Genomic DNA, 22,278 nt, shown 5'->3' with positions numbered 1-22,278 from the left:
GGATCCAACAGCTCAGGTTGAATGGGGAGTCACTACGCATGGACAAAGTCGTCATCATCACCGGTGGCAGTCGTGGGATCGGCGCCGCCACAGCCTTGCTGGCGGCCCGACAGGGCTATCGCATCTGCATCAATTTCCAGTCCGATGAAGCCGCCGCGCTGCGGGTACTGGAGCAAGTGCGCGCACTCGGTGCCCAGGCCATTGCGGTGCGCGCCGATGTCAGCATCGAAGACGAAGTGATCAGCCTGTTCAACCGCGTCGACACCGAACTGGGGCGCGTCACCGCGCTGGTCAACAATGCCGGGACCGTCGGGCATAAATCACGGGTCGATGAGATGTCCGAATTCCGTATCCTGAAAGTCCTCAAGACCAACGTGCTGGGGCCGATCCTGTGTGCCAAGCATGCGCTGCTGCGTATGTCGCCCAAACATGGCGGGCAGGGTGGCAGCATCGTCAACGTCTCGTCGGTGGCCTCGCGCATTGGCGCGCCCGGTGAGTATGTGGACTATGCGGCGTCCAAGGGCGCGCTGGACAGCTTCACCGTTGGCCTGTCCAAGGAAGTGGCGGGCGAGGGGATTCGTGTCAATGCCGTGCGCCCCGGCTACATCTACACCGAGTTCCATGCCCTGAGCGGCGACCCGGATCGGGTCAGCAAGCTTGAGTCCGGCATTCCCATGGCCCGCGGCGGGCGCCCGGATGAAGTGGCGGAAGCGATTGTCTGGCTGTTGTCGGACAAGGCGTCCTACGCCACCGGGACGTTTATTGACCTGGGGGGCGGCCGCTAGCAGGCCTGCCGTAACGCGTCAAAAGGTGGGCAGCACCGAGTAGCCTTTGCGGGCGAACTGGTCCAGGCGGTCAGCCTCGGAGTTGTGCAGGATGACCACACCCCTTTCGGAAAACCCGTCTATCTTGCCGTTGCGCTCCTCACTACCGTCGAGCTTGCACTCGTCCAGGTTATCAATGAAGCGCAACACCTTATCCAGATCGTAGGCGGCGTTGGCGCGAGCGTCCGGGTCCGGGTTGGCTTGTGTCCAGTCGCCCAGATGCCGCTTGAGATCCCGGTCCAATTGCCAGCGATCGTTACCGTCGACGTAGTCCTTCAACACTGCACTCTGTTCGATAATCCTTTCCGCCGAACGGTGATCCCCTGCAGGGCGCCCCATGGGGCCAGTCAGTCGGCGAACTGCGCGCTGTTCTGCGACCCGCATGTAGTTAGGTGGGATGGGCAATGGAAAATGAAAAAATGGTGGTAGGACATTGTTCATGGCACCTCTCTTTTTTGAGTGAAAAGAGGCGAATGTTAAACCGCGCAATCACGCGGTCCAACGGCACCGTTGAGCTGATCTATTTCAAGGCGTTTTTCAAAACGAACGCACAATCCGCCCCAGCGTCTCCATGGCCTTTTCCGCTGTTTCATCCCAGGGGCTGCCGTAATTCAGACGGATACAGTTACGAAAACGCTGGGTCGGCGAAAAGATCGGCCCCGGTGCAATGCTGATGCCCTGGGCCAGGGCCATCTGGAACAGTTTCAGCGAGTCGGTCTGCTCCGGCAGCTCCAGCCACAGGAAATACCCGCCGGCGGGCTGGCTGACTCGGGTCTGCGCCGGAAAGTAACGGGCGATGGCCGCGAGCATGGCACTTTGCTGTTCTTCCAGGGCATAACGCAGTTTGCGCAGGTGGCGGTCGTAGCCGCCGTGTTGCAGGTAATCGGCAATGGCCGCCTGGGCCGGCATCGAGGCGCAGAGCGAGGTCATCAGCTTCAGACGTTCAATCTTTTGCGCGTAGCGGCCTGCCGCAACCCAGCCCACGCGATAGCCCGGGGCCAGGCTCTTGGCGAAGGAGCCGCAGTGCATCACCAGGCCTTCAGTGTCGAAGGCCTTGGCCGGCTTGGGCGCCTGTTGGCCGTAGTACAGTTCGGCGTACACATCGTCTTCAATCAGCGGCACCTGGTGCCCGCGCAACAACTCGACCAGCTCCTGCTTCTTGGCCTCGGGCATGGTCGCACCCATGGGGTTCTGGAAACTGGTCATACACCAGCAGGCCTTGATCGGGTAGCGCTCCAGGGTCTGGGCCAGCACCTTCAGGTCAATGCCATCACGCGGATGCACCGGAATTTCCACGGCCTTGAGCTTCAAGCGCTCCAACACTTGCAGGCAGGCATAAAACGCCGGGGCTTCGATGGCCACCAGATCGCCAGGCTCAGTCACCGCTTGCAGGCACAGGTTCAGCGCTTCCAGGGCGCCGTTGGTGATCAGCAGCTCTTCCATGGGCAGCATCAAGCCACCGACCATGTAGCGCAGGGCGATTTGCCGGCGCAGTTGCGGATTGCCCGGCGACATGTCCGTGACCACCATGCGCGGGTCCATTTCGCGGCTGGCGCTGGCCATGGAGCGGGCCAGGCGTTGCAGGGGGAACAGCGTCGGGCTGGGGAAGGCCGAGCCGAAGGGCACGGTCTGCGGATCCTTGATCGAATCCAGTACCGAGAACACCAGCTCACTGACGTCCACCTCGGTGGATTCGTGAACATGGGCGCTGACTGCCGGCTCCGAAAACGGGCTGGGCGCGTGGGTGTTGACGAAATACCCGGAGCGCGGCCGCGCCCGGATCAGGCCGCGGCGCTCCAGCAGGTAATAGGCCTGGAACACCGTGGAGGGGCTGACGCCATAGGTCTGGCTGGCATAGCGCACCGACGGCACCCGCTGGCCCGGCCCGAGGACGCCGGAGCGGATCAGTTCAGCGATGTCGTCGGCAAATTTCTCGTAGCGTTTCATCGTGATCCTAATGTTCTACAGCGGTCAAAATGTGGGAGAGGGCTAGCCTGCTCCCACAGGGGGATTGCGTGGGTCAGCGGTTCAGCGGCGCGACAAAACGGCTGTCGGCGACACTATAAACACTTGGCTCGTCGATATCCGTTACCTTGAAACGGATGGTTTGCGAGCTGCTGGTCGGCTTGTCACGGGTCAGCGCCACAGACACCGGCACATCCGTGATCTCTCCGGGCGCCAGGCTGATCTCGGTCTTGCCCTGTAGCTGGAAGCCTTCACCATCCACCAGTTGCACGCGGTAATCCTGACGTTGCTGGGTCTTGTTGATGATCTTCAAACTGTAGATGTTCTCGATCAACCCCTGGCTGTTCTCCCGGAACATGCCACGGTCCTTGGTGACGTCCAGCGAGACCATGGGCCGTTGCACCAGTGCCATCACCAGGGCGGCGATCATCACCAGCAGCACGGCACTGTAGCCGATCAGGCGTGGCCGCAGCAGGTGGGTCTTGCCACCCTGCAACTGATGTTCGGAGGTGTAACTGATCAAGCCCCGGGCATAACCCATTTTATCCATGATCGAATCGCAGGCGTCGATGCAGGCGGCGCAGCCGATGCACTCCATCTGCAGGCCATCGCGGATGTCGATGCCGGTGGGGCAGACCTGCACGCACAAGTGGCAGTCGATGCAGTCGCCCAGGCCCACATCGGCCGGGTTCACATCGCGTTTGCGCGGGCCACGGCTTTCGCCACGGGCGGCGTCGTAGGAAATGGTCAGGGTGTCCTTGTCGAACATCACGCTCTGGAACCGTGCATACGGGCACATATGCATGCACACCGCTTCCCGCAGCCAGCCGGCGTTGATGTAGGTGGCGCCGGTAAAGAACAGCACCCAGAACAGGCTGACACCGCCCATCTGCCAGGTCAACAGCTCCTCGGCCAGGGGCCGGATCGGGGTGAAATAGCCGACAAAGGTCAAGCCGGTCAGCACACTGATTGCCAGCCACAGGGTGTGTTTGGCGGCGCGGCGCGCCAGTTTATTCACGCTCCAGGGCGCGGCCTGCAGCTTGATCCGCTGGTTTCGCTCACCTTCGGTGACTTTCTCGCACCACATGAACAGCCAGGTAAACGAGCTTTGCGGGCAGGTGTAGCCACACCAGACGCGGCCGGCAAATACCGTAATGGCAAACAGCCCGAAGGCACAGATGATCAACAACGCCGACAACAGGATGAAATCCTGGGGCCAGAAGGTTGCGCCAAAAATATGGAACTTGCTTTCAGCCAGGTCCCACAACACCGCCTGGCGTGAGTCCCAGTTCAGCCACACGGTGCCAAAAAACGCCAGGAACAGAAAGCCTGCACCGCTTATGCGCAAGGTCCGGAACAGGCCGGTGAAACTGCGGGTGTGAATCAGGTTGTCGCTGGATTTGGCCTTCATCTTCTTTGGATGTGCAGGCTCGAAATTTTCTACTAATCGGACGGGGATTCTATCGCTCATGGTCTTTCGCTCATCAGCCTCCATCAGGCGGATGAACTATGGGCCGCGATCTGTTTGCATAACAGACTCAGGTAAAACCATAAAAAGCGGATCAGATGAGTTTTTAGCGCGCCGCTGCGACAATGTGCAGCACCCCGCAAGCCGCGGGGCCGGTGCCTGGATCAACAGCACGCAAGGCATGCTGATCCAGGTCAATCAAATCACCGAATCACCGGTGCTGGCCTTGAGGTGCTTGCGCCCGTCAATGGCACCTGCGACGGTCAAGGCGTCGGCCTCGGCTTCGGTGATGTAGATCCGTTGGCCGTCGATCTCGACCGCCGACATGGATTTGTCGCTGTCGGTAATCACCGTCACCTCCAAAACGCTGCAGCGTTGTTCTTCACCGTTGTCGTCGGTCTTGAAATAGCAGGTCTGGTTTTCGATACGTACGGGCATGGTCTTCTCCTGGTTGTTCGGTGCTGTTCATTAGGTGATGCACGCGGGCCAATGGTTCGGCGCAACTGACTGGCGGTCGTTGCTGTCCATCTTCTATCTCCCATGAAAAGGACAGGACCATGGACGCCTGGTGGCAAGAAGTCTGGCAAACCCTGCAAAGCGAATTCGCCGATATCGGCGATGCGCGGCAACTGACGCAAATCACCCTACGCCTGCTGATCGCCGCGATTCTGGGTGGCATCCTGGGCTTTGAGCGCGAACAGAAAGGCAAGGCCGCCGGTGTGCGCACCCATATGCTGGTGGCGATGGGCGCAGCCTTGTTTGTGCTGGTGCCACAGATGTCCGGCTCCCAGGCAGACGCCATGAGCCGGGTGGTGCAGGGGGTGATCGCCGGTATCGGTTTCCTCGGCGCGGGGACGATTCTCAAGGGCAAGGAGGAGGACACTGGCCAGCACGTCAAGGGCTTGACCACCGCAGCCGGCCTATGGATGACCGCCGCCATCGGGGTGGCGGCGGGGTTGGGCAAGGAGTCCACTGCGGTACTGAGCACCGTGCTGGCGCTACTGGTGTTCAGCGTGATGCCAAGGATTGTGAAACTACTAGACAAGCCTTAGCTACGGGCTCCTACACGATAACCGGCGGCATAGTCGTAGGCGGTTCTTCCTTTGCCGGCGGCACGCTTTCCGGCGGTTCCTGTTCGGGAATCGGCGCAGGCTCGGTCGGCGGCAAGGTCGGTGTATCAATATTCGGGTCGGGTGTTTCAGCAGGAATCGGGATGTTCATCGCGGTGGTCTCGTTTGTGTTTTGCTCAATCGGTGGACAACCGCCACGGCCGATTGATTCCCGCCCGGTGGTGGCACACCCCTCTGAACGTTCCTTCGGCCATCGGGCTCGGACCTTATGTGGCCGGTTCAGGAAGAGCCCGCCTGCATCACTGACAATCACGCACAAGAGCGTTCTACCCGGATTAACTCATGGTCTTTCGCTCATCAGCCCCCGCAAGCCGCGGGGCCGGTGCCTGGATCAACAGCACGCAGGGCATGCTGATCCAGGTCAGTCAAATCACCGAATCACCTGTGCGGCCCTTTAATCACCGCCGCCTGCTCAGGTCACCAGATCGCTGTAGGTCACTTCACCAAACACCTTGACCACGAACGGTGGCTTCCCGGGATCGCCGGCGATCATCACCACGCTTGTGTGGGTACCCGGCAGGTAGTGAATCTGCATTTCACCGCTGGCGCCTGAGAAGTTCTCTACCAGGTTAAGGGGTTTATTACCCAGTTGGGCACGAACTCCCGAGACATCGAGCTTGTCACGGCCGTGGGCAAAGTTCATGACTTCGCTCGGCGCTGCCAGGATCGATTCGCCAATATTGCCGAAGGTGAAGGTTTGGCTGTTGCCTTGGGCAGGTGGATTGTCCCTGGGCTGGGGTGTCTGGGTTGTCTGTATCGGCGGGTTATTCTCCGGTATTGGCTTTGCCTGGGACGGTGTCTCATCCGTTGGCGTGTCCTGGGGGAGTGCGTTCAATGATTGGCCGAGGCCGGAAAGGGCCTTGGCGGTGCCTGCGCTATCGCGCTTGCGCTGCTTGATATTCACTTCCTCCAGACGCAACTCTTGCTCGACTTCCTGGCTGGCCCTGAAATCCGCCTCGGGGTCGCCGGTGTTCATGCGTGATCTGATTTCATTCTTACTCAACCCAGGGACCTCCACGGCTGCCGCAGTATCTTGCAGGTGCTCGAGGTTTGTTTGGCTCAAGAGTGTCTTGAATTCGTTGAGTTGCCTGATCGTTCCGGCGGCATTGGGGCCATTCTGCATCGTGCGGATATTGGCCGGGCTCAACAACGTGCGCAGTTCGCTGAGACGGCTCCTGGTCTCCATGGAAAACGGCTCGCGCAACATTTGTATGACACTGTCGCGGTTCAATAACTTGCCAACTTTGTCGGCTATTACAGAGCCTGCGTCAGGCGTTTGTGGGCGAGGCTTGGCCTGTGCAGTGGCCGCCTCGGACTGCCGGGAGGGATAGCCACGCTCGGCAGGCTTTGCGTCAGGCTGGCGCGTGGTTTTGAACTGTGAGGTAGGCGTTGGCTGCTGACGCGGTCTGTCAGGCGCTTTTGTTCGTGGGAGGGCACTTGGGCCGGCCTTGAGCAAGCGCAGAATCTCTTGAGAATGATTAAGTGGCACTTTTTCAGGAAGCGACGTGATAGGTCGGTACGGCGGATGATTAGCGGGTTGAATTGACATGATGAGCCCTCGCATGGGTTTGACGTGATGCATGCGCAAGTCAGCCTATCTTCGGGCGAGGGCGATCGACTTCAGTGCTTTCGGGCTGGTTGGTAGGACGTATCTCTAATGCTTGCCCGATCGCGGGCAAGCAGCGACGCTTTTCAGGCGACGACCGGTGGCGCGGTTTGCGGTGGGTCCTCCATCGGTGGTGGCTGGTTTTCAGGTGGCTCCTGCTCGGGAATCGGCACTGGCTCAGTGGGCGGCAGTGGTGGCTTGTCTATATTGGGCTCTGGGGTTCGTGCGGGATCGGGATACTCATCGGTATGGCCTCCTTTGTGCTTTGTTGTATCGGGGACAATCGGCACGACCGATTGATTCCCGCCCGGCGGGCGGCACATCCATCTGAACTTTCCGCGAGCCACCGGGCTCGGACCTTATGTGGCCGGCTCAGGAAGAGCCCGCCTGCAGCACTGACAATCAAGCACAAGAGCGTCCATGGGGCGTAAGGGGAGATGCTCGATGACGGCTGAAATACCCGGATTACCACTGTCCCAGGCACTGTTGCTGCCCAGGATCGCCATTGAAGACACGATGCCGGTGATTGATGCCGGCGCATTCGCCGTCAAGGCCGTGCAAGGGCAATCCATCCACGTTACCAGCAAGGTGTTCGCCGACGGCCATGACCAGTTGGCCGTGTTGATTCGCTGGCGGTCGCTGAGTGAAGACAACTGGCATCGCGAGGTCATGGCAGACAAGGGCAACAACACCTGTGAAGGCACTTTCGACGTCACCCTGCAGGGCCCGCACCAATATTGCATCGAGGCGTGGATCGACCATTTCGCCAGTTTCTGCTACGAACTGGGCAAGAAACACACCGCCGGGGTTCCCGTCAGCCTGGAGCTGCAGGAAGGTCGCCAGCAGGTCTTGCAAGCCGCTGAACGCAGTGAAGGTGAGCTGCAGGAGCACTTGCAGCAATTGCATCAACAATTGTCCGGGCTGCTGGAAACCGAGCAGGTCGCGTTGTTTCTGCACGAACACAGTGCACAGCTGATGGCCGAGGCCGATTTGCGCCCCTACCTGAGTATCAGCCCAGTGTATCCACTGGATGTGGAACGGCCCCAGGCGTTGTTTGCCAGTTGGTACGAGCTGTTTCCGCGCTCGATCACCGACGATGCGGCGCGTCATGGCACTTTCAATGACGTGCATGGGCGCCTGGCGATGATCCACGACATGGGCTTTGACGTGCTGTACTTCCCGCCGATCCACCCGATCGGCCGCAGTCACCGCAAGGGCAAGAACAACTCACTGACCGCCGGCCCCGAGGATCCCGGCAGCCCGTATGCCATCGGCAGCGAGGAGGGCGGCCACGACGCCATCCATTCGCAACTGGGCACCCGCGAGGATTTCCGCCGCCTGGTAGCGGCCGCCGCCGAGCACGGCCTGGAGATCGCCCTGGACTTTGCCATCCAGTGTTCCCAGGACCACCCCTGGCTCAAGCAGCATCCCGGCTGGTTCAACTGGCGCCCGGACGGCACGATCAAATATGCGGAAAACCCGCCGAAGAAATACCAGGACATCGTCAACGTCGACTTCTATGCCGCCGATGCGATCCCCAGCCTGTGGCTGGAGTTGCGCGATGTCGTGCTGGGCTGGGTCGAGGAGGGGGTCAAGACCTTCCGCGTCGACAACCCTCACACCAAGCCGCTGCCATTTTGGCAATGGTTGATCAGCGACGTACGGGCCCAGCACCCCGAAGTGATCTTCCTCGCCGAGGCCTTCACCACCCCGGCGATGATGGCGCGGCTGGGCAAGGTCGGTTATTCCCAGAGCTACACCTATTTCACCTGGCGCAACACCAAGGCCGAATTGAGTGAGTACTTCACCCAGTTGAACCAGTCGCCCTGGCGTGAATGCTACCGGCCGAACTTTTTCGTCAACACGCCGGACATCAACCCGGGCTTTCTGCATGAGTCCGGGCGCCCCGGCTTTTTGATCCGTGCCGCGCTGGCCACCATGGGCTCGGGCCTATGGGGCATGTATTCGGGTTTTGAGCTGTGTGAAAGCGCGCCGGTGCCGGGCAAGGAAGAGTACCTGGACTCGGAAAAGTACGAGATCCGCCCCCGGGACTTCAGCGCCCCCGGCAACATCATTGCCGAGATTGCCCAACTCAACCGCATCCGCCGGCAAAACCCGGCGCTGCAGACACACCTGGGCCTGACGCTCTACAACGCGTTCAACGACCACATCTTGTACTTCGGCAAGCGCAGCGAGGATGGCAGCAACTTCATCCTGGTCGCCGTCAACCTCGACCCGTTCAACGCCCAGGAGGCGCATTTCGAGCTGCCGCTGTGGGAGATGGGCCTGCCGGACGACGCCCAGGTGCAGGGCGAAGACCTGATGAACGGCCATCGCTGGACCTGGTACGGCAAGACCCAATGGATGCGCATCGAGCCCCATATGCCATTTGGCATCTGGCGCGTAACCCAGCCTTGAGTCGGATGCAGATCAGCTGTGGGAGCGGGCTTGCCCGCGATAGCAGTGTGCCAGTCAAGTATCCATCAACTGATCCAGCGCTATCGCGGGCAAGCCCGCATACATTGATCAAGCCCAGTCTATAAGTTTTCTTGAATTTTCCAGGAGTTTCCAATGGCGAAGAAACCCAAGGCTGCCACCTTTATCAAAGACCCGCTCTGGTACAAGGACGCGGTGATTTACCAGGTTCACGTCAAATCCTATTTCGACTCCAATAACGACGGCATAGGGGATTTCCCCGGGCTGATCGCCAAACTCGACTACATCGCCGACCTGGGCGTGAACACCATCTGGCTGCTGCCGTTCTACCCATCGCCACGCCGTGACGACGGCTATGACATTGCCGAATACCGTGGTGTGCACAGCGACTACGGGACCATGGCCGACGCCAAGCGTTTTATCGCCGAGGCGCACAAGCGCGGGCTGCGGGTGATTACGGAGCTGGTGATCAACCACACCTCGGACCAGCATCCGTGGTTCCAGCGCGCGCGCAAGGCCAAGCCTGGCTCCAGTGCCCGGGACTTCTACGTGTGGTCCGATGACGACCAGAAATACGACGGCACCCGCATCATTTTCCTCGACACCGAAAAGTCCAACTGGACCTGGGACCCGGTCGCCGGCCAGTACTTCTGGCACCGCTTCTATTCCCACCAGCCGGACCTCAACTTCGACAACCCGCAAGTCATGAAGGCCGTGCTGTCGGTGATGTGCTACTGGCTGGACATGGGCATCGACGGCCTGCGCCTGGACGCGATTCCTTACCTGATCGAGCGCGACGGCACCAACAACGAAAACCTTCCCGAAACCCACGATGTGCTCAAGCAGATCCGTGCCGAGATCGACGCCAACTACCCCGACCGCATGCTGCTGGCCGAAGCCAACCAATGGCCGGAAGATACCCAGCTGTACTTTGGTGACCAGAAGGGCGACGACGGCGACGAATGCCATATGGCCTTCCACTTCCCGCTGATGCCGCGCATGTACATGGCCCTGGCCCAGGAAGATCGCTTCCCGATCACCGATATTCTGCGCCAGACCCCGGAAATTCCCGCGAACTGCCAATGGGCGATTTTCCTGCGCAACCATGATGAGCTGACCCTGGAAATGGTCACCGACAAGGAGCGCGATTACCTGTGGAACTACTACGCCGCCGATCGCCGCGCGCGCATCAACCTGGGGATTCGCCGACGCCTGGCGCCCTTGATGGAGCGCGACCGCCGCCGCATCGAGCTGCTCAACAGCCTGTTGCTGTCCATGCCTGGCACACCGACCCTGTATTACGGTGATGAAATTGGCATGGGCGACAATATCTACCTGGGCGACCGCGACGGCGTGCGCACGCCGATGCAATGGTCCATCGACCGTAACGGTGGTTTTTCCCGCGCCGACCCGGCCAGCCTGGTGCTGCCGCCGATCATGGACCCGCTCTACGGCTACCAGTCGGTCAACGTCGAAACCCAGGCCCAGGACCCCCATTCCCTCCTGAACTGGACGCGGCGCATGCTGGCGATCCGCAAGCAGTCCAAGGCGTTCGGGCGCGGCACCCTGAAAATGCTCTCGCCGAGCAACCGCCGGATCCTCGCTTACACCCGCGAGTACACCGGCGTCGACGGCAAACAGGAGATCATCCTGTGTGTGGCCAACGTGTCGCGTACGGCCCAGGCGGCGGAGTTGGACCTGTCGGCCTTTGCCGGTATGGTTCCGGTGGAAATGCTCGGCGGCAATGCCTTCCCGCCCATCGGTCAGCTGAATTTTCTGCTGACCCTGGCACCCTACGGCTTCTATTGGTTTGTGTTGGCCGCGGAAAACCAGATGCCCAGCTGGCATGTGGAGCCGGCCCAGAGTCTGCCGGACTTCACCACCCTGGTCCTGAAAAAACGCCTCGAAGAATTGCTCGAAGCGCCGTGCCGCACCACTCTGGAGCAGACTTCACTGCCCAGCTGGCTGGCCAATCGGCGTTGGTTCGCCAATAAGGACTCAACCATCGACCGCGTGCATATCGCCTATGGCGTGCGCTTTGGCGATGCCCAGCATCCGGTGCTTCTCAGTGAGATTGAAGTGACCAGCGGCGGGCAGACCAGCCGTTATCAGTTGCCCTTCGGCCTGCTGGGCGAAGATCAGTTCAGCAGCGCCTTGCCGCAGCAACTGGCCCTGGCGCGGGTACGCCGGGTGCGCCAGGTGGGCCTGATCACCGATGCGTTCAGCCTCGACAGCTTCATCCGCGCAGTGATCGAGGGCTTGCGCGCCGAGACCGTGCTTACCAGCAGCGATGGGGAGATCCGTTTCGAGCCAACCCCACAATTGCCCGACTTGCCCCTGGGCGATCAGTTGCAAGTGCGTTACCTGGCGGCCGAGCAGTCCAACAGTTCGGTGGTGGTCGGCGAAAGCCTGGTGCTGAAGTTGATCCGCAAGGTCAGCACCGGGATTCATCCGGAACTGGAAATGGGCGCCTACCTGACCGCCGCCGGCTACGCGCATATCTCGCCGTTGCTGGGTTCGGTGATCCGCCGCGATGCCGAAGGCCAGGACAACCTGTTGATGATTGCCCAGGGCTATCTCAGCAATCAGGGCGATGCCTGGGGCTGGACCCAGAACAACCTGGAGCGGGCGATTCGCGATGAATTGGCCGAAGCGATTTCCGAACAGGAACAGCACTACAACGCCCTCGGCGAACTGGCGGATTTCGCCGGGCTGCTCGGGCAACGGCTGGGGGAAATGCACAACGTGCTGGCCGCGCCAACCACCAACCCGGACTTCCTGCCCGAAGTCACTACCGTCAAGGACAGCCAGGGCTGGGCCAAGCAGGTGGGCGCGCAGATCGAGCGTGCATTGCAACTGCTCAAACAGCATCAAAACCAATTGAACCCCGCCGACCAGGGGTTGGTCACTCAACTGCTGGCACAGAAAAAGGCGATTGCCAGCCATGTGCAGGCCTTGGCAAAAGCCACGGTGGGCGGCTTGCGCATCCGGGTCCATGGGGATTTGCACCTGGGCCAGGTCCTGGTGGTCAAGGGCGATGCCTATCTGATCGACTTCGAGGGCGAGCCCGCGCGGCCGTTGCACGAGCGTCGGGGCAAGCACAGCCCGTACAAGGACGTCAGCGGCGTACTGCGTTCGTTCGACTACGCCGCCGCCATGGCCCTGAATGTGCAAGGGCAAGGGCTGGATCACTCGGCCGATACCGATGCCTCGCGCCAACGCGTGGTAGATCGCTACCTGACTGAAGCGCGCCAGGCATTTATCCAGGCGTATCAACAGGCTACGTCTACACTGGCGCATGACTGGCAGGATGCCAAAGGGGCAGAAGCGGCTCTCGCATTGTTCAGCCTGGAGAAGGCGGCGTATGAAGTGGCCTACGAGGCAGAGAACCGCCCGACCTGGCTGGCAGTGCCATTGCGCGGATTGCACGGGTTGCTGGACGGGCGTTAAAGGCGTACGTCAAAACAAAGCAGATCGAATGTAGGAGTTGTCGAGCTGTCGCCAGGCTACGATGGCGGCGTTAGCTGACACTGCGCCAGCGCTGGCAAGCCAGCTCCCACATTTGATCCTTAGTGTCACAAGCGGTGGGAGAAATCATGAGCTTTACACATAAAGAACCGCTGCAATCGAAATTCGCGGTCATGCCGGCACCCAAGGATATTGAAGCCCTGGTGCGCGCCGAACATCCGGATCCGTTTGCGCTCCTCGGCCCCCACGACGACGAGCAGGGCGGCCAGGTTATCCGCGCATTCCTGCCTGAGGCCTTGAGTGTCGAGGTGCTGGCCCGTGACAGCGGCGACGGGCTTGGCAGCCTGGATGCCACCCCGGTTCCCGGCTTGTTTATCGGGCATTTCTCTACCCGCCAAAGCTACCTGCTGAAGATCCAGTGGGCCGGCGGCGAGCAAATCACCGAAGACCCCTACAGCTTCGGCCAGTTGCTCGGGGAAATGGACCTGTACCTGTTTGCCGAAGGCAATCACCGCGAGTTGAGCAATTGCCTGGGCGCCCAAGTGACGAGCGTCGATGGCATCCAGGGCGTGCGCTTTGCCGTGTGGGCGCCGAATGCCCGGCGGGTCTCGGTGGTGGGCGACTTCAATATCTGGGACGGGCGCCGCCACCCGATGCGCCTGCGGCATCCCGCCGGGGTCTGGGAGATCTTTATCCCGCGCCTGCAACCGGGCGCGGCCTACAAATACGAAATTCTCGGCGCCACCGGGATCCTGCCGCTCAAGGCCGATCCCATGGCCCTGGCCACCCAGTTACCGCCCGACACGGCGTCGAAGGTCGCCGCGCCATTGCAAGTGGCGTGGTCGGACGAAGCCTGGATGCAGGCCCGGGGCGAACGCCAGGCGCCGAGTGCGCCCCTGTCAATCTACGAACTGCACGTCGGTTCCTGGCAATGCGAGCTGGACGAGTTGGGCGAAGTGTCGCGCCAATACGGCTGGCGCGAGCTGGGGGAGCGGCTGATTCCCTATGTGCAGCAACTGGGTTTTACCCATATCGAACTGATGCCGATCATGGAGCACCCGTTCGGTGGTTCCTGGGGTTACCAGCCGTTGTCGCAATTTGCACCCAGCGCACGCTTTGGTTCGCCCGACGAATTTGGCGCGTTCGTCAACGCCTGCCATCAGGCGGACATCGGCATCATTCTCGACTGGGTGCCGGCGCATTTTCCTACCGATACCCACGGCCTGGCCCAGTTCGACGGCACCGCGCTGTACGAATACGGCAACCCGCTGGAAGGCTTTCATCAGGACTGGGACACGCTGATCTACAACCTGGGGCGTACCGAGGTCCATGGTTTTATGCTGGCGTCGGCATTGCACTGGCTCAAGCACTTCCATATTGATGGCCTGCGGGTGGATGCGGTGGCGTCGATGCTGTATCGCGACTACTCACGCAAGGCCGGGGAGTGGGTGCCTAACCGCCACGGTGGGCGCGAAAACCTCGAAGCCATAGAGTTCCTGCGCCACCTCAACGATGTAGTGGCTCTGGAAGCTCCCGGCGCCCTGGTAATCGCCGAGGAATCCACCGCCTGGCCTGGCGTCAGCCAGCCGACCCAGCAGGGCGGCCTGGGGTTCAACTACAAGTGGAACATGGGCTGGATGCACGATTCGCTGCATTACATCCAGCAGGACCCGGTGTACCGCGCCCATCATCACAATGAGCTGAGTTTCGGCCTGGTGTATGCCTGGTCCGAGCGTTTTGTGCTGCCGATCTCCCATGATGAGGTGGTGCATGGCAAACACTCGCTGATCGACAAAATGCCCGGCGACAGGTGGCAAAAATTCGCCAACCTGCGAGCCTACCTGAGCTTTATGTGGATGCATCCGGGCAAGAAGCTGCTGTTTATGGGCTGCGAGTTTGGTCAATGGCGTGAGTGGAACCACGACCAGCAACTGGATTGGTACCTGCTGCAGTACCCGGAACACCGGGGTGTGCAGAAACTGGTGGGCGACCTCAATCGCCTGTACCGCGAAGAGCCGGCCCTGCACGAGCAAGACGACGCACCGCAAGGCTTCCAGTGGTTGATTGGCGACGATGCAATCAACAGCGTGTATGCCTGGCTGCGCTGGAGCAAGGACGGCAAGCCGGTGCTGGTGGTGGCCAACTTCACCCCGGTGCCCCGCGAGGCGTACAAGGTGGGGGTGCCATTTGCCGGCAGTTGGAAGGAGGTGATCAATAGCGATGCCGACACCTATTCCGGTTCCAACTACGGCAACGGCGGTGAAGTGTTCACCCTCGACGAGCCGCACCATGGGCAGCCGGTGTCGCTGGCGTTGAATCTGCCGCCACTGGGGGTCCTGATTCTGCGCCAGGAGTAAAGGCGCGTCGCATGGCCATCGTGGCTTGACCACGGTGGCCTGACCAACGCTGTTACCAAACCGTCTGGAACATTTTCTTACGTGTGCGCCACACAAGGATGTCAGCGATCAGGCGCAGTTTCCCAGTCCCCCTTCGTTTCGTCGCTGTGCCTGTGTATCACTGCCAGAGACGAACCATCATGACGCCTGTCCACCTCAACACACGATTTGCGCCTGCTGCTCCCACCTTGTCACGCTCCGACACGCCACCACCCAGCGAAGGCAGTGCCGGCCTGACGCTGGTGCAACCGCCTGCGCAAGCGACTCCCTCACACCAGGCGCAAGTGCGGGGAAAGCTCGGTGATCTGGACGAAATACTACGGGTGCTGCACGCGCTGCAAACCCCGAATGCCGTCGTCAATAAAAGCTTGTTTCTCAACAAAGACTCGCCGCTGATACCCGCCAATGGCTCGACCCAACCGGGGACCAATCGGCTGGATAACATGCTCGCGTTTTACGGGATAGTACCCTCCAACCCCAAGACACCCGAGCAGGTGCAAGCGGCGATTGACGCTGCGCAAGATGCGCGTAGCGAAATCAGCCTGGGCCTGGATGATCCGTCCAGTGATATGGATGGCTTGCTGGACAAGCGCAATGAGCCCGCTATCCAGGCCTGGGTTGCCGAGCAAGAGGCCAAGTACAAAAAACCGTTGCTCAGCCAGCTGACCGAAGACCTCCCACCCCAGGCCCTGAAAAAAGCCCAGGGCACGCCGGCCGCCGTGCTGGAGCTGCTACTCAAATCGCCCAAGGCCAATGAACGGGTTCAGCAGTTGTTAAAAACCCTGGGCGGGGCCGAGTTCCCCCTCGATGGCGTCATAACGCCCGAAGTCAAGGTCAAGCTGTTGCTCAAGGCCCTGGCCTTGAGTCTGGACCCGCTGCAGACGCGCCAACCCGGGCAGGTTGCCGGCTTTAATCTGGCCTCGAGTGACCAGTGGGGCCAAAGCTACCCGTCGATAAAGTCCGCGTTCAGGAACCACCTGGTCGATTCACGGCAGCTTTCCGGGGATCAGGCCCATCTGGCGGCCTATATTCTGCAACCCCAGTTCCCGCCCGACTTTGCCGTGCGTGATACGCCAGCGGATCTACCTTACCGAGGGTCGGCGGTGTGGGTGAACTTCCAGCAAGGCGTCAGTCTGGCTGAAACGATCGCGCCGGGCTCGTCGCGGCGCATGGGCTTTCAACAACTGGTCGATCTGCCTGGCAAGCTCAGCGAGCAAGCTACAACGGACGGTGAGTGGGCGCTCATAACCTCGACCCGTACCCCGGCGGTTCTGGCGTGGGCGGTGACGCAAGGGGTGCTCCCACAGAAGGAAAGCTATTCGCAGGAAGATATAAATAAGGCAGCCACTGCACTGGACGCCCATATCGATAGCGTGGTCGCGGCAACCCAACAGATGGCGGCCGATGTGCCGATGCGCAAAGACTATTTCGAACGGATGCAGAAGGGCACTTCCCGGACCGAGGTGCTGAGCCTGATCAGTCCTGTTTTTGCCCTGTACAGGCACATGAGTGGTGAGAAAATCACCCCCTCGGACGTCAACTATCAATACCCTGTTTATGATGAAGGCCAGTTCCAGGGGGCGTTTGACAAATACCTGGCCGATACCAAGGTCGCCTACGGAACGCTTATCCGCAGCCAGTTGACCCAGTTGCCGCTAAAGGACCGCGAGGCGATTGAACGGGGTGACGTAACGCTGTATGCCCTGCGGACAAAACCCGGCAGCCCCAATGAAACCGCCGAGGAGAAAAAGGCCGCTGTCACACGCCCGGCGTTTATTCTCAAAGCCAAATACAAGGGCGAGACAAACTACTACGAAGTGAATCCGGTCAAGGGTATCGCCCGGCGGCGCGACGACTTGAAGCCGATCCTGGAGTCCTACAACCCCACCGATAAACGCTATGGCAAGGATTTCATTTCAATTGACCATTCCGCTGAGGGTGAGCCTTCTGAAGAATTAGTCGTCCGCCACACCCGCCCCGACAGCAAGGCCGAGTTCAAGCAACAGTGGGCGGATTACAAGGCCGGCAAAGGCCCCAAACCCAAGAGCTTTTCCATCGTAGTACCGCAACAGCTCGCGCATTTTTCAGCGGCGAGCAATCCATCAACAGGTGCGGTGCCGCACACCCTGGCGTCCGAACGCTCAGTGGAGATCGCCAAGGCCATTACCACGGATCTGTTTTATGTCGATGAAACCACGCTCAAGCAGTGGGCGGAGTCGGACCCGGCCCGGGAAAGCGCGGCCCATAAAAACGACGACGCCTTTTGGGATCGGGTCAAAGGCGTCGGTCAGATGGTTGTTCCGTTCTGGAGTGGCATCGAAAACCTGGTCAAAGGCAATACCAAGGAGGGCATCAAGGATCTGGTGGTCGACGGCCTGCTGACCTTCGCCGGGCCGGCGGGCAAGTTTGCCGCGGGCTCGGTGCGCCTCCTGTCCACGGCCGGCAAGATTGGCGTAAGGGCACTGCTGCCAAAATTTCTGCCCCTGGTGAAGAAGTTCGCGGTTTCCGTGGCGCACAATCTCAACCCGCTTGACCCGGTGATGCCCGCGATCAATGGCCTGGGGGGCAGGCTGCTGAAGTCTGGGCGCACGGGCCTGAGCAATCTCCAGGCCGGTATTGCCAAGGTCAAGCAATCCGGCTTCCTTAAACTGCCCGGCAGAGGCCGCTACGACATTACCCCGAAGATCCCCCTGACCCCCAGGCCCGTCGCGCAGGGCCTAACCTTGCGGGTCCCCGAAGGCCTCTCCAGTGACCAGGTCCGAGTCCTGCATCGGCACACGTACAGCGACCTGGTTATCGGTGATGATGTCTATCGCTACAACCCGAAAAAGCCCGACAGCCTGATCAAACTGGGCGGCCCGGAGGATACCGAGCCGCTTGAAGGGTTGGTGATGACCTGTGGCGGCGGGGGCCGGCGATCCAAGCGGGACCTGAATGACCTGTGCTACACCAAACAGATCGAGCCAGGAGGCACGCCGGTCTTCCAGGACGCACAAGCACTCGAGCATCGACGACTGATCCCACGGGCCGGCCCAGGAAAAGGGCCGCGCACGGTCATCCATGAGCACCGTCGTTACCGCGTCAATGAGGCGGGCAACCAGGAGCTGCTACCGATGGCGAGTGTAGGACCTGTGACCTACAAACCTCGCACGACCGGCAGCGTGGTCAACGAAGCGGATTTTGGCTATGACGATTTTGGTGTGCCCCGGGCGATCAACCAGGAAACGGTGGTGGTCAAGATGGATGCGATCAGCGACCTGAGTAATGACCAGCGTGTCATCAGGGGGGTCAAGGTCAACCATAATGGCCACCAGTACGTGGTGGTCGAGGCTGATACCGGCGTGCACTATTACGCTGAGCTGACAGGCAACGGGCAACTGGATTTTCACCGGATGACCCGCAGTGATGCGCTGGATGTCGAATTCATCAAGTTCTACGACCAATACAAGGATATCTACGGTTTCGCGGCGCAGGGGCTCCCGGACAATCAGTTGGTGGTACTGCCCAGCCTGGAGACGCTGATCAAGAAAATCGTCGCCGACGAGCCTATGTCACCTGCCGAAATCAACCATCTTGCCAGCGTACTGCAAGGCCTGTCCCCCGAGAAACAACGCGAAGTCCTGATGGCGGTGTACGCATCGGGAAACAACCCCGGACATGTGGTAGTGGCGGCCAAACCGATCCGCCTGGCGCCGATCAACAAGCCTGCTGACTTCGCCCAGTTGCCGGCTGAACAACAGAACCGCGTGTATGCAGAAGGTGCGAGAAAAGCGGTAGACGAGCAGTTCCAGGCCACGGGCATTCGCTCAGCCAATCAACAGGTGCCCGGGCTTGCCGGCGAGGCCACGCGCAACGCCACGGCCACAGAAGTGGTGGGTTGGCTGTACACCCGCACGGGGGCGCCCAATTATTCCGAAATGGTCCTGAAGACCGGCGCCGGCAATTGTGACCAGATGGCCAAGGTCGCCGTTGATACGATCAATGCCAGTGGCGGCGATGCCCGTATCGCGCAAGTCAAAGGACATACCTTCGCAGTCGTCGGCGGGCCCCCGGGCCAGCCCCGCAGTAAAGGGTTTGTGGGGCCGGAGTGGGATCAGGCATGGGTCGTCGACCCCTGGGCCGGTATCACCTGCCGGGCGGCAGACTACCCGGCCCAGTTCAAGGCGCGGATGCAGGAGTGGAGCCAGTCTGGCAGGCGCATCCTGATCAGCGATGGAGGAACGCCGCCGCGCTCGGTGTGGAGCGACCCCATGGACCCACGCTGGATAAGCGCCACCGTCGATGGTGAAGCCCAGGTGTTCCAATAATCCGTTGCGCTAGAACTCCATCCTGAGGCCCAGGGTGCCCTTGCGCCCATCCAGTGCGTTGCTGTCGAGGTTGCGCGCATAACCCACCTCGCCATACACGCTGACACTGCTGGAAACCTGCAGCGTTGCGCCGGCACTCAGGTCCAGGGTGGTGGATTTCTGCTCGGTATCAATGTCCGTGGCGTCATTGAATCGCACACGATGGGTCCCGGATGCCCCGTGCCAGAGGTTGGTGCGGATATAGGGCTGGACCGGCATCGCGGCCAGGGTATAGCTGCCGCGCAATCGGGCCCCGAGCCGGGTGGTGATGGCGGTGTCCGCGGAAAACCCGACCTTGGACACCCCATCATTCTGGCTATCAAACCTGGTTTTATTGGCGATCAGTTGCACCTGCGGCTCCAACACCCAGTGTTGCCCGACCTGCAGCGGTATGCCGGCTTCCACCGAGCCCAGCACATCGTGACCTTTGGTCCTGAGCTTGAGCCCCCGATCGGATTCGCTGCTGCCATTGAGGCGGGTGCCCATCAGCACCACATCGACGTACCAGCCATACGGGTCGAGCAACGTCCAATACAGGCCCAGGCTGTCGCCGCGTAATGTGGTGTTGCCAGCATCCAGGTGCTGCCATCCGCGGTTGAACCCATCGACATTACCCCTCAGTCGGCTATGCCCGACGAAGAAGCCCAGCCGCTGGGTCTGGCCATTGCCAGTGGTCCAGGCATGGACATCGCTGCCCACCTGGAAGCCGCTGACCGAACCGTCCAACCGAGGGGCGACGGTACCGGCGTAGGCCTGGCGGCTACTGCTGCCGTAAACCCGGCCCCAGCCTGCCGGGAATGAGCCGGTGGCGGTCTGGCGACTCTGATCGCCCATGCGTTCGTGGTAGGTCCCGAGCATGGCCCGGACGGTCTGCTGCGCCGCCGGAAACAGCGTCGAATACACCGGTACCTCGGGGCGGTAGATCGGGATCGGCGGTTCACCGGGCACCGGCGTTGGCAAGTCAACCGGCGTTCCTTCGCCAGGCACCGGCAACGGCACCGGGGGCTGCTCCGGCTCGGGCAGGGGAGGCGCGACAATGGCTGAGCGCAGGTACCACTGTTGTTCGGAGCCGGCACTGACACCGCCCTTGAACAGGAAGTACTCAAAGGCCCCGGCGGACACCGAACCGCCTGCCAGGCTGAAGGCCCGGTCGCTGCCCGTCGCACCGTTGCGCGCTTCGACCACCTGGATGCCGTCGCTCAAGGTCTCGGCGCCGGCCCCGCCCAGATTGCTGACGTTGAGGGTCGTGGTGCCCAGTAGCGAGCCCTGGTTCACCACCAGTTTGTCACTGGCGGCACCATCGCCGGCCAACACACTTTGCAGCACCATCTGCCCGTTGTTGCCGGTGTAGGTGCCATTTACCGTCAGGCTGTCGGTAGCGCCGGTGCTACCAGTTGTCATGTCGATCAGGCCGCTGTTGTTGAGGCTCGCCAACTGGCCGGCCGTGAATGGGCTGATGGCCCCCTGGCTGACCAGCAGCACACTGCTGCCGTCGATGTTCAAGCTGCCGGTACCGCTGCCGCTATCCCCCAGTTTGAAATCCTGCGCCAAGGTAAAGCGCGAGCCGTTGTCCAGGTTGACCGTTTCCCAGTTGACGTAGCGTTCTGCGGTGGCTGCCTGGGTGTTATCGAAGACCAGGGTGTCGGTGCCCACGCCGCCATCGACCAGGGGCGTGGAAGAGAGCAGGGCCTGTGTCAGGTTTTGCAGCAATGCCCTGTCGTTATCCGCGCCCATATTGACCGCTGAATTGATCGTGCCTGCCTCGATCCAGTTGAACTGATCGTTGCCGAAGCTCATCAGCACCTGCCCATTGACCACGCCGCCGGTCAGGGTGAACAGGTCATCGCCACCACTGACACTGACGTTGCCGCCGATATACCCCCCGGAAACAGCGATGGTGTCCAAGCCAAAGCCAGTCACCAGGTTGCCGTTGATCCGTCCGCCGAGCAGGGTGTAGAAGTTGTTGTCGAGCTTCATATCCACCCGGCCGATGGTGCCGGCGGATTGGGTGGCCACGTCGCCATCCTCGAATGCCCCGACGATCTCGCCACCGCTCATATAGAACGTATCGCGGCCATCGCCCTGGGCCACGCTGGCCACGCGCCCGCCGCTTTGCGCATAGTTGTCGATGCCGTTGCCCTGGTTGATCGCGCCCACGGTGCCGCCGCTGATCTGCACCGTGTCGGCACCATCGCCTTGGGTCACTGCGCCCACCACCGCATTGAGGTCCGCGCGGAAAATGTTCGCGCCATGGCCCATGTTCAAGGCGCCCATGCTGCCTGACTGGGCTTGCACCTGATCATGGCCGTCGCCAAACGTGACAGTGCCGGTGATCGCGCCATTACCACCGCTGGGAAGACTGAGGGTGTTATTACCATTGAGGTCGGTAAAACCGGGTGCTGTGCCACTGTCGCAGAGGGTGGTGTCGTCCCCCGCAGTGATCACCGGGGTACAGGCCGCATAGGTGGCTGGCGGGAAGGTCCCCATCAGGGCCGCGCTGGTTAGCCAGGCGCCCAGGTACCGCCGCACATATCGCCGTGTGCTCATGATCTATCCTCGCTCGATGGAAGATGACGTCCCGCCGCCCCCAAGGGCAGGCACGGTCCGGACCATGACAACGCAAAAAAGCACGATAACGA

13 protein-coding genes are annotated in these 22,278 nt (G+C 61.1%); 6 read left to right on the top strand and 7 right to left on the bottom strand.

The features are described 5' to 3' along the window. The first annotated feature begins 38 nt into the window (after positions 1 to 38). Positions 39 to 785 carry an SDR family oxidoreductase gene (locus tag PSFL_RS09110; protein WP_057959466.1) on the top strand — a complete coding sequence of 249 codons (747 nt, stop codon included), beginning with the start codon at positions 39 to 41 and terminating at the stop codon, positions 783 to 785. Between the two features lie 18 nt (positions 786 to 803). On the opposite strand, the gene PSFL_RS09105 is transcribed toward PSFL_RS09110, so the two are convergent. The 4 genes from PSFL_RS09105 to PSFL_RS09090 form a co-directional block, all read right to left on the bottom strand. Beyond that, complete coding sequence (locus PSFL_RS09105) at positions 804 to 1,163, bottom strand: hypothetical protein (RefSeq protein WP_232544754.1); 360 nt, start codon at positions 1,161 to 1,163, stop codon at positions 804 to 806. Positions 1,164 to 1,361: 198 nt separating this feature from the next. After that, entirely contained in the window at positions 1,362 to 2,771 is a 1,410-nt protein-coding gene (gene mapR / locus PSFL_RS09100) for a GntR family transcriptional regulator MpaR (RefSeq protein WP_057436622.1), read from the bottom strand. A gap of 73 nt (positions 2,772 to 2,844) precedes the next feature. Continuing rightward, positions 2,845 to 4,260, bottom strand: coding sequence for a cytochrome c oxidase accessory protein CcoG (gene ccoG, locus PSFL_RS09095; RefSeq protein WP_057436620.1), 1,416 nt, complete (start codon positions 4,258 to 4,260; stop codon positions 2,845 to 2,847). A gap of 195 nt (positions 4,261 to 4,455) precedes the next feature. Continuing rightward, complete coding sequence (locus PSFL_RS09090) at positions 4,456 to 4,695, bottom strand: DUF3203 family protein (protein ID WP_057436618.1); 240 nt, start codon at positions 4,693 to 4,695, stop codon at positions 4,456 to 4,458. Between the two features lie 119 nt (positions 4,696 to 4,814). Between PSFL_RS09090 and PSFL_RS09085 the strand changes: the two genes are divergently transcribed. Further along, positions 4,815 to 5,309: an MgtC/SapB family protein gene (locus PSFL_RS09085; protein WP_057444089.1), complete on the top strand. Its 495-nt coding sequence runs from the start codon at positions 4,815 to 4,817 to the stop codon at positions 5,307 to 5,309. Positions 5,310 to 5,319: 10 nt separating this feature from the next. Here PSFL_RS09085 and PSFL_RS09080 read toward each other — a convergent pair whose 3' ends face one another. Together PSFL_RS09080 and PSFL_RS09075 are read right to left on the bottom strand one after the other, a co-directional pair. Next, complete coding sequence (locus tag PSFL_RS09080) at positions 5,320 to 5,478, bottom strand: hypothetical protein (protein WP_162947732.1); 159 nt, start codon at positions 5,476 to 5,478, stop codon at positions 5,320 to 5,322. A 321-nt stretch (positions 5,479 to 5,799) separates the two neighbouring features. Beyond that, positions 5,800 to 6,969 carry a M10 family metallopeptidase C-terminal domain-containing protein gene (locus PSFL_RS09075; protein WP_397469931.1) on the bottom strand — a complete coding sequence of 390 codons (1,170 nt, stop codon included), beginning with the start codon at positions 6,967 to 6,969 and terminating at the stop codon, positions 5,800 to 5,802. Between the two features lie 468 nt (positions 6,970 to 7,437). Between PSFL_RS09075 and PSFL_RS09070 the strand changes: the two genes are divergently transcribed. The 4 genes from PSFL_RS09070 (at position 7,438) to PSFL_RS09055 (ending at position 19,600) form a co-directional block, all read left to right on the top strand. Then, a complete protein-coding gene (locus tag PSFL_RS09070; protein WP_397469930.1) occupies positions 7,438 to 9,411 on the top strand; it encodes an alpha-1,4-glucan--maltose-1-phosphate maltosyltransferase in 1,974 nt (657 codons plus the stop codon). A 153-nt stretch (positions 9,412 to 9,564) separates the two neighbouring features. Further along, positions 9,565 to 12,879, top strand: a complete 3,315-nt coding sequence (gene treS / locus PSFL_RS09065; RefSeq protein ID WP_397469929.1) for a maltose alpha-D-glucosyltransferase — start codon at positions 9,565 to 9,567, stop codon at positions 12,877 to 12,879. Between the two features lie 146 nt (positions 12,880 to 13,025). Then, positions 13,026 to 15,254, top strand: coding sequence for a 1,4-alpha-glucan branching protein GlgB (gene glgB / locus PSFL_RS09060; protein WP_057436609.1), 2,229 nt, complete (start codon positions 13,026 to 13,028; stop codon positions 15,252 to 15,254). Between the two features lie 179 nt (positions 15,255 to 15,433). Further along, a complete protein-coding gene (locus PSFL_RS09055) occupies positions 15,434 to 19,600 on the top strand; it encodes a hypothetical protein (RefSeq protein ID WP_397469928.1) in 4,167 nt (1,388 codons plus the stop codon). A 9-nt stretch (positions 19,601 to 19,609) separates the two neighbouring features. Here the strand turns inward: PSFL_RS09055 and PSFL_RS09050 are convergent, their stop codons facing one another. Beyond that, positions 19,610 to 22,186 carry an autotransporter outer membrane beta-barrel domain-containing protein gene (locus PSFL_RS09050; protein WP_397469927.1) on the bottom strand — a complete coding sequence of 859 codons (2,577 nt, stop codon included), beginning with the start codon at positions 22,184 to 22,186 and terminating at the stop codon, positions 19,610 to 19,612. Positions 22,187 to 22,278 lie beyond the last annotated feature (92 nt).

This window comes from Pseudomonas sp. DD1 (assembly GCF_044510355.1).
Taxonomy (GTDB): Bacteria; Pseudomonadota; Gammaproteobacteria; order Pseudomonadales; family Pseudomonadaceae; genus Aquipseudomonas; species Aquipseudomonas shahriarae.
This window is presented reverse-complemented; position numbering and strand designations above follow the sequence as displayed.

What these genes read in the sequence shown, in the direction of transcription:
- PSFL_RS09110 (WP_057959466.1), top strand. Translation starts at nt 39, where the DNA reads ATGGACAAAGTCGTCATCATCACCGGTGGCAGTCGTGGGATCGGCGCC.
- PSFL_RS09105 (WP_232544754.1), bottom strand. Translation starts at nt 1,163, where the DNA reads ATGGGGCGCCCTGCAGGGGATCACCGTTCGGCGGAAAGGATTATCGAA.
- mapR (WP_057436622.1), bottom strand. Translation starts at nt 2,771, where the DNA reads ATGAAACGCTACGAGAAATTTGCCGACGACATCGCTGAACTGATCCGC.
- ccoG (WP_057436620.1), bottom strand. Translation starts at nt 4,260, where the DNA reads ATGAGCGATAGAATCCCCGTCCGATTAGTAGAAAATTTCGAGCCTGCA.
- PSFL_RS09090 (WP_057436618.1), bottom strand. Translation starts at nt 4,695, where the DNA reads ATGCCCGTACGTATCGAAAACCAGACCTGCTATTTCAAGACCGACGAC.
- PSFL_RS09085 (WP_057444089.1), top strand. Translation starts at nt 4,815, where the DNA reads ATGGACGCCTGGTGGCAAGAAGTCTGGCAAACCCTGCAAAGCGAATTC.
- PSFL_RS09080 (WP_162947732.1), bottom strand. Translation starts at nt 5,478, where the DNA reads ATGAACATCCCGATTCCTGCTGAAACACCCGACCCGAATATTGATACA.
- PSFL_RS09075 (WP_397469931.1), bottom strand. Translation starts at nt 6,969, where the DNA reads ATGCATCACGTCAAACCCATGCGAGGGCTCATCATGTCAATTCAACCC.
- PSFL_RS09070 (WP_397469930.1), top strand. Translation starts at nt 7,438, where the DNA reads ATGACGGCTGAAATACCCGGATTACCACTGTCCCAGGCACTGTTGCTG.
- treS (WP_397469929.1), top strand. Translation starts at nt 9,565, where the DNA reads ATGGCGAAGAAACCCAAGGCTGCCACCTTTATCAAAGACCCGCTCTGG.
- glgB (WP_057436609.1), top strand. Translation starts at nt 13,026, where the DNA reads ATGAGCTTTACACATAAAGAACCGCTGCAATCGAAATTCGCGGTCATG.
- PSFL_RS09055 (WP_397469928.1), top strand. Translation starts at nt 15,434, where the DNA reads ATGACGCCTGTCCACCTCAACACACGATTTGCGCCTGCTGCTCCCACC.
- PSFL_RS09050 (WP_397469927.1), bottom strand. Translation starts at nt 22,186, where the DNA reads ATGAGCACACGGCGATATGTGCGGCGGTACCTGGGCGCCTGGCTAACC.